Source organism: Streptomyces sp. S3(2020) (assembly GCF_013044505.1).
In the GTDB taxonomy this organism is placed as follows: domain Bacteria; phylum Actinomycetota; class Actinomycetes; order Streptomycetales; family Streptomycetaceae; genus Streptomyces.
The window spans coordinates 1-4,765 of sequence record NZ_JABERD010000386.1 but is presented as its reverse complement, the minus strand read 5'-3'; the positions used below and the strand labels follow the sequence as shown (position 1 = coordinate 4,765).

Annotated in this window: 5 protein-coding genes and 2 pseudogenes; 4 read left to right on the top strand and 3 right to left on the bottom strand. The window is 72.2% G+C overall.

All coding sequences use genetic code 11. The features are described 5' to 3' along the window. A pseudogene (locus HLK59_RS48230) lies at nt 1–343 on the bottom strand (alpha-L-arabinofuranosidase); the annotation flags it as partial. A 210-nt stretch (nt 344–553) separates the two neighbouring features. On the opposite strand from HLK59_RS48230, the gene HLK59_RS48225 reads away from it, so the two are divergent. From HLK59_RS48225 to HLK59_RS48215, 3 genes are all read left to right on the top strand, one after another. Further along, nucleotides 554–1,549, top strand: a complete 996-nt coding sequence (locus tag HLK59_RS48225) for a sulfotransferase (protein ID WP_171148028.1) — start codon at nt 554–556, stop codon at nt 1,547–1,549. Between the two features lie 74 nt (nt 1,550–1,623). Continuing rightward, on the top strand, nt 1,624–1,944 hold the full coding sequence (locus HLK59_RS48220) for a multidrug efflux SMR transporter (protein WP_171148027.1): 321 nt from the start codon (nt 1,624–1,626) through the stop codon (nt 1,942–1,944). Further along, nucleotides 1,944–2,492 (top strand): TetR family transcriptional regulator, encoded by a 549-nt coding sequence (locus tag HLK59_RS48215; protein ID WP_171148026.1) that lies wholly within the window; start codon nt 1,944–1,946, stop codon nt 2,490–2,492. Before HLK59_RS48220 ends, HLK59_RS48215 begins: the two co-directional genes overlap by 1 nt. Here the strand turns inward: HLK59_RS48215 and HLK59_RS48210 are convergent. Beyond that, complete coding sequence (locus tag HLK59_RS48210) at nt 2,470–3,360, bottom strand: winged helix-turn-helix transcriptional regulator (protein WP_171148025.1); 891 nt, start codon at nt 3,358–3,360, stop codon at nt 2,470–2,472. The genes HLK59_RS48215 and HLK59_RS48210 overlap by 23 nt on opposite strands. Before the next feature lie 168 nt (nt 3,361–3,528). Here HLK59_RS48210 and dapD point away from each other — a divergent pair, with 168 nt between their 5' ends. Further along, nucleotides 3,529–4,518 (top strand): 2,3,4,5-tetrahydropyridine-2,6-dicarboxylate N-succinyltransferase, encoded by a 990-nt coding sequence (dapD, locus tag HLK59_RS48205; protein WP_171148024.1) that lies wholly within the window; start codon nt 3,529–3,531, stop codon nt 4,516–4,518. A 51-nt stretch (nt 4,519–4,569) separates the two neighbouring features. Here dapD and HLK59_RS48200 read toward each other — a convergent pair. Continuing rightward, nucleotides 4,570–4,765: pseudogene (locus HLK59_RS48200) on the bottom strand (hypothetical protein); the annotation flags it as partial.

Genomic DNA, 4,765 nt, shown 5'->3' with positions numbered 1-4,765 from the left:
GTGTGGGGGTGGAGCCCTGTTGGCGCGGGGCGGAGGCGGAGGTGGTCTCCTCGGAGGTCGCCAGGCCGCTCTTGCCCTTCGGGGGGAGCGTCGTGGTGTCGGACGGGCTGGCGTAGCCCGCCAGGCCCGGTATCGTCCCGCCGTCCGAGGGGGGCGCCGACTTCGCCACGACGTCAGGTGTGCTGTCCGTCATGGATATCGCCATGACACAGGCGACGACCGTGGCCACGGCGAGCGCGGCGGCGAGGTAGAGACGGCGGGTTCCCGGTGCCCGGGAGGTGTCGGGTGCCCAGCCGGTCTCCCACGGTCGGTCATGTGGAGGCTGGGACTTGTCTTCTGGCATGCGCGGTTCCTCTGGCGGAGCCCATGGGGGAGGCCGCAGCCGTGACGGCGCGGTAGATGAATGGTGAAGCAGATGGCACAGTAGTGGACCCGGTGCTCATCGAGCAGCCGTTTGTGCGAGCGGTTTCCATATCGTTTTCTCAGCATCTTCGCTACGGCTTTCTCAGCGCCCTGCCAGCCGGGTCCCAGCCCCCGACGGCAGCGTGGGGGCGTGGTCACCTCTGCTTCCCTCCCCGTACGCCCCGTCTTCGTGCTCGGCTGTCCCCGCTCCGGCACCACGCTGCTGCAACTGATGCTGCACGCACACCCCCGTATCGCGCTGCCTCCGGAAACCCGCTTCGTCCTGCCCGCCTACGAGAGCCGGCTGGGCTTCGGCGACCTGCGGGACCCGGACAACCGGGCCGGCCTCGCCCACTGGATCACCGGACGCGAGGAGACCCGCTTCCATGAACTGGGGCTGGACGCGGGGACCGTCGCCCGGCGCATCGAAGGCGGCCCGCCCACCCTGGGCTCCGCGCTGGGCATCACGCTCAGGGCGTACGCCGAGAGCCACGGCAAGGTCCGCTGGGGCGACAAACGGCCCGCCTACGCCCTCCATGTCGAGGAGATCCTGCGGCTCTTCCCGGACGCGCAGTTCGTGCACCTCGTACGTGACGGACGGGACTGCGTCGCCTCGCTGCTGGGCATGCCCTGGTGGCACCGCGGCTTCCACGAGGCCGTCGCCACCTGGGCGCAGGTCATGGACGTGACCCGGCGCTACGCACACCGGTTGGGCCCCGACAGCTGGCACGAGCTGCGCTTCGAGGACCTGTTGGCCGACCCCGAGCCCCGACTCAGGGCACTCTGCGCCTACTTGGGCGAGGAGTACGCCCCCGAGATGACCGAGCCGAGCCGCCTGGCACACAAGGCCGTACCCGCCCGCAAGACCTGGCACCGGCGTACGCACGGTGCCCTGGACGCCTCCCGGGCGGGGAGCTGGCAGCAGCGGCTGACGCCCGATCAGATACGGCTCTGCGACGCCGTACTGGGCGACCGGCTGGTCCGCAACGGCTACGCACTGAGCGGAGCCGTCCGGCCCGGCCCCGCCGAACTGCTCCGCTACCGCAGGGTCTCCGCCCTGCGCCGTGCCGCCCATACCAAGCGACGGCTGCTCGACCGTGTGGCGCGGGTGCGCGAGCCGGGCCCCGTGTCGGCGGCCCGGCCATAGCGGCACGCGTTCCGCCGGAGGCCCGGGCGAGCTGTTGTGTACGCCCGTACACAGTGTTATGTACACTCGTACGCATGGGATACGTGCTGCTCGCCGGAGCGATCGCCGCCGAAGTGGCCGCGACGACCGCCATGAAGTACAGCGACGGCTTCAGCAAGCTGCTGCCGTCGCTGCTCACCGTCCTCGGATACGCCCTGGCGTTCGCGCTGCTCGCGCAGACGCTGAAGACCGTGTCCGTCGGTACGGCCTACGCGATCTGGGCGGGCGTCGGCACCGCGGTGATCGCCACGATCGGGTTCACGTTCCTCGGGGAGGGGATGAGCCCCGCCAAGGCCGCCGGGATCGTGCTGATCATCGCCGGGGTGGTCGTGCTGAACCTGGGCGGTGCGCACTGATGGCCCGGCGCTACGACCCCGAGCGACGGCAGCGGATCATCGACGCGGCGATCCGGGTCGTGGGCCGCCACGGCCTCGCCGGGCTGAGCCACCGCTCCGTCGCCGCCGAGGCCGATGTGCCGCTCGGCTCGACGACGTACCACTTCAAGACCCTCGACGAGCTGATGGTCGCCGCGCTGCGGCAGGCCAACGAGGGGTTCGTCAAGGTGGTCGTGGCGCGGGGCGGCCTGGAGGACCGGGGCGCGGACCTGGCCGCCGAGCTCGCCGGCCTGCTGGGCGAGTGGCTCGCGGGTGACCGTACCGGCGTGGAGCTGGAGTGCGAGCTCTATCTCGCCGCCCTGCGCCGCCCGGCGCTGCGGCCGGTCGCCGCGGAGTGGGCCGAGGACCTCGCCGAGCGGCTGGGCCGCCGCACCGACGCGGTCACGGCGCGGGCGCTGGTGGCGCTGATGGACGGGATCTGTCTCCAGGTGCTGCTGACGGACGGCGTGTACGACGAGGAGTACGCGCGGGACGTGCTGGGACGGGTCATTCCCTCCGGAGCCCGCTGACGGCCGACAGGGCGGCTTCGACGCTTCCCGCGATGTCCGTCACCGGGTACTGCGCGGCCCGTACCACCCGGTCGCGGTCGACGACGAGCGTCAGCCGCTTGAGCCGGCTCACGCCCGCCGCGCGGAACGTCGGCAGGCGCAGGGCGGCGACGAGGGACAGGCCGGCGTCGGAGAGGAGGGGGGAGCGCAGACCCTCCGCGGCGGAGAACGCCCGCTGTTCGTCGGGGCGTTGGGTGGAGACGCCGTGCACGGTGGCACCGGCCTCGGTGAACTCGGCGTGGCGGTCGCGGTAGGTGCGGGACTCCAGGGTGCAGCCGGGGGCGCCGGGGATGTCGGACCAGCCCGGGGGGTAGGCGTCGCTGCGGGCGTAGGCGCCGGGGAAGCAGTACAGGACGGTGTAGGGGGTGCCGTCGGCGATCGGATCGCGTGGCCTGCCCCGGTCGTCGAGGAGCCGTAGCTCCGGCACCTCGGTGCCGACGAGTCCGTGGACGCGGCGGGCCTCCGCCGACGCCTCCGCCGCGGTGGCCGTCGTGGTGCCGGGCTCGTCGCCGAGGAGCCAGGTGTCGCCCCAGTCCTGGAGGGCGATCAGGACGGGGAACAGGGCGTGGCCGCGAGGGGTGAGGCGGTACTCGTGGCGTACCGGGCGGTCCTGGTACGGGACCTTCGTGAGGACGTCCGCCGCCACGAGGAGGCGCAGGCGCTCGGTGAGGACCTTGCGGGACAGGCCGAGTGCGCGTTGGAGGTCGTCGAAGCGGTGTACGCCGCGGGCGGTGTCGCGGACGATCAGGAGGGTCCACCAGTCGCCCACGACGTCCAGGGCCTGGGCGATGGCACAGCTGGAGTCCTCCAGGCTCGTCCTGCGGGCCATGGGCGTACCGTCCCTTCGCGCGTCACTGCACCGACAGCGTACGTTCCCAAAAGAGACTCATGAGTGGGCATGGTCCGGCCCCGGTCCGGGCCGACGCAGCGGTTCGGCACCTGAGACACCGGCTTCGCTGGTTGGCCTCGGTGGCTGTGCGGCGGTTAGGTTGCCCTCATGACCGACACGACTGCTTCTCGCACCACCGGCGCCGTGGCCGCCGGGCTCGCCACGATCGCCGCCGACGGCACTGTTCTCGACACCTGGTTCCCCGCGCCCGAGCTGACCGCGGAGGCCGGGCCGTCCGGCACCGAGCGGCTGTCCGCCGAGCGTGCCGTGGAGCTGCTCGGTGAGGGTGCCGCGAAGGCGGTCGGGCCGGACGCCCGGCGTGGCGTCGAGGTGGTCGCGGTCCGTACGGTCATCTCCTCGCTCGACGCGAAGCCGACCGACGCGCACGACGTCTACCTGCGGCTCCACCTGCTGTCGCACCGGCTCGTCAAGCCGCACGGCCAGAGCCTCGACGGCATGTTCGGCTTCCTCGCCAACGTCGCCTGGACCTCGCTCGGCCCCGTCGCCGTCGACGACATCGAGAAGGTACGGCTGAACGCGCGGGCGGAGGGGCTGCACCTCCAGGTGACCTCCATCGACAAGTTCCCGCGCATGACGGACTACGTGGCGCCCAAGGGCGTCCGCATCGCCGACGCCGACCGCGTCCGCCTCGGTGCCCACCTCGCCGAGGGCACCACCGTCATGCACGAGGGCTTCGTCAACTTCAACGCCGGCACGCTCGGCACGTCGATGGTCGAGGGCCGTATCTCCGCCGGTGTCGTGGTCGGTGACGGCTCCGACATCGGCGGCGGTGCCTCGACCATGGGCACGCTCTCCGGTGGCGGCAACGTCCGGATCGTCATCGGCGAGCGCTGCCTCATCGGCGCCGAGGCGGGCGTCGGTATCGCCCTGGGCGACGAGTGCGTCGTCGAGGCCGGTCTCTACGTCACCGCCGGCACCCGCGTCACCATGCCCGACGGCCAGATCGTCAAGGCCCGCGAGCTCTCCGGCGCCTCGAACATCCTCTTCCGCCGCAACTCGGTCACCGGCACCGTCGAGGCCCGGCCGAACAACGCGGTGTGGGGCGGGCTCAACGAGATCCTGCACAGCCACAACTGACGGCCGGCGTCACGGTGAGCGCCCTTCCGCCGAGTGCGGGAGGGCGCTCCCTCATGTCCGCAGCGTCGCCGCGAACTCCGTCAGGGCCGTGAAGTCCCCCTCGCGCAGGCCGAGTCGGGGGTCGACGTGGTGGAGGAGGGCGGGGCGCAGCTGGTGGGAGAGCTTGCGGTACGAGTCCGCGGCCGAGGCCGGCCGGGCGAAGGCGGCGATGAGCCGGTCCGCCGGCGCCATCGCGCAGTCGTCGAAG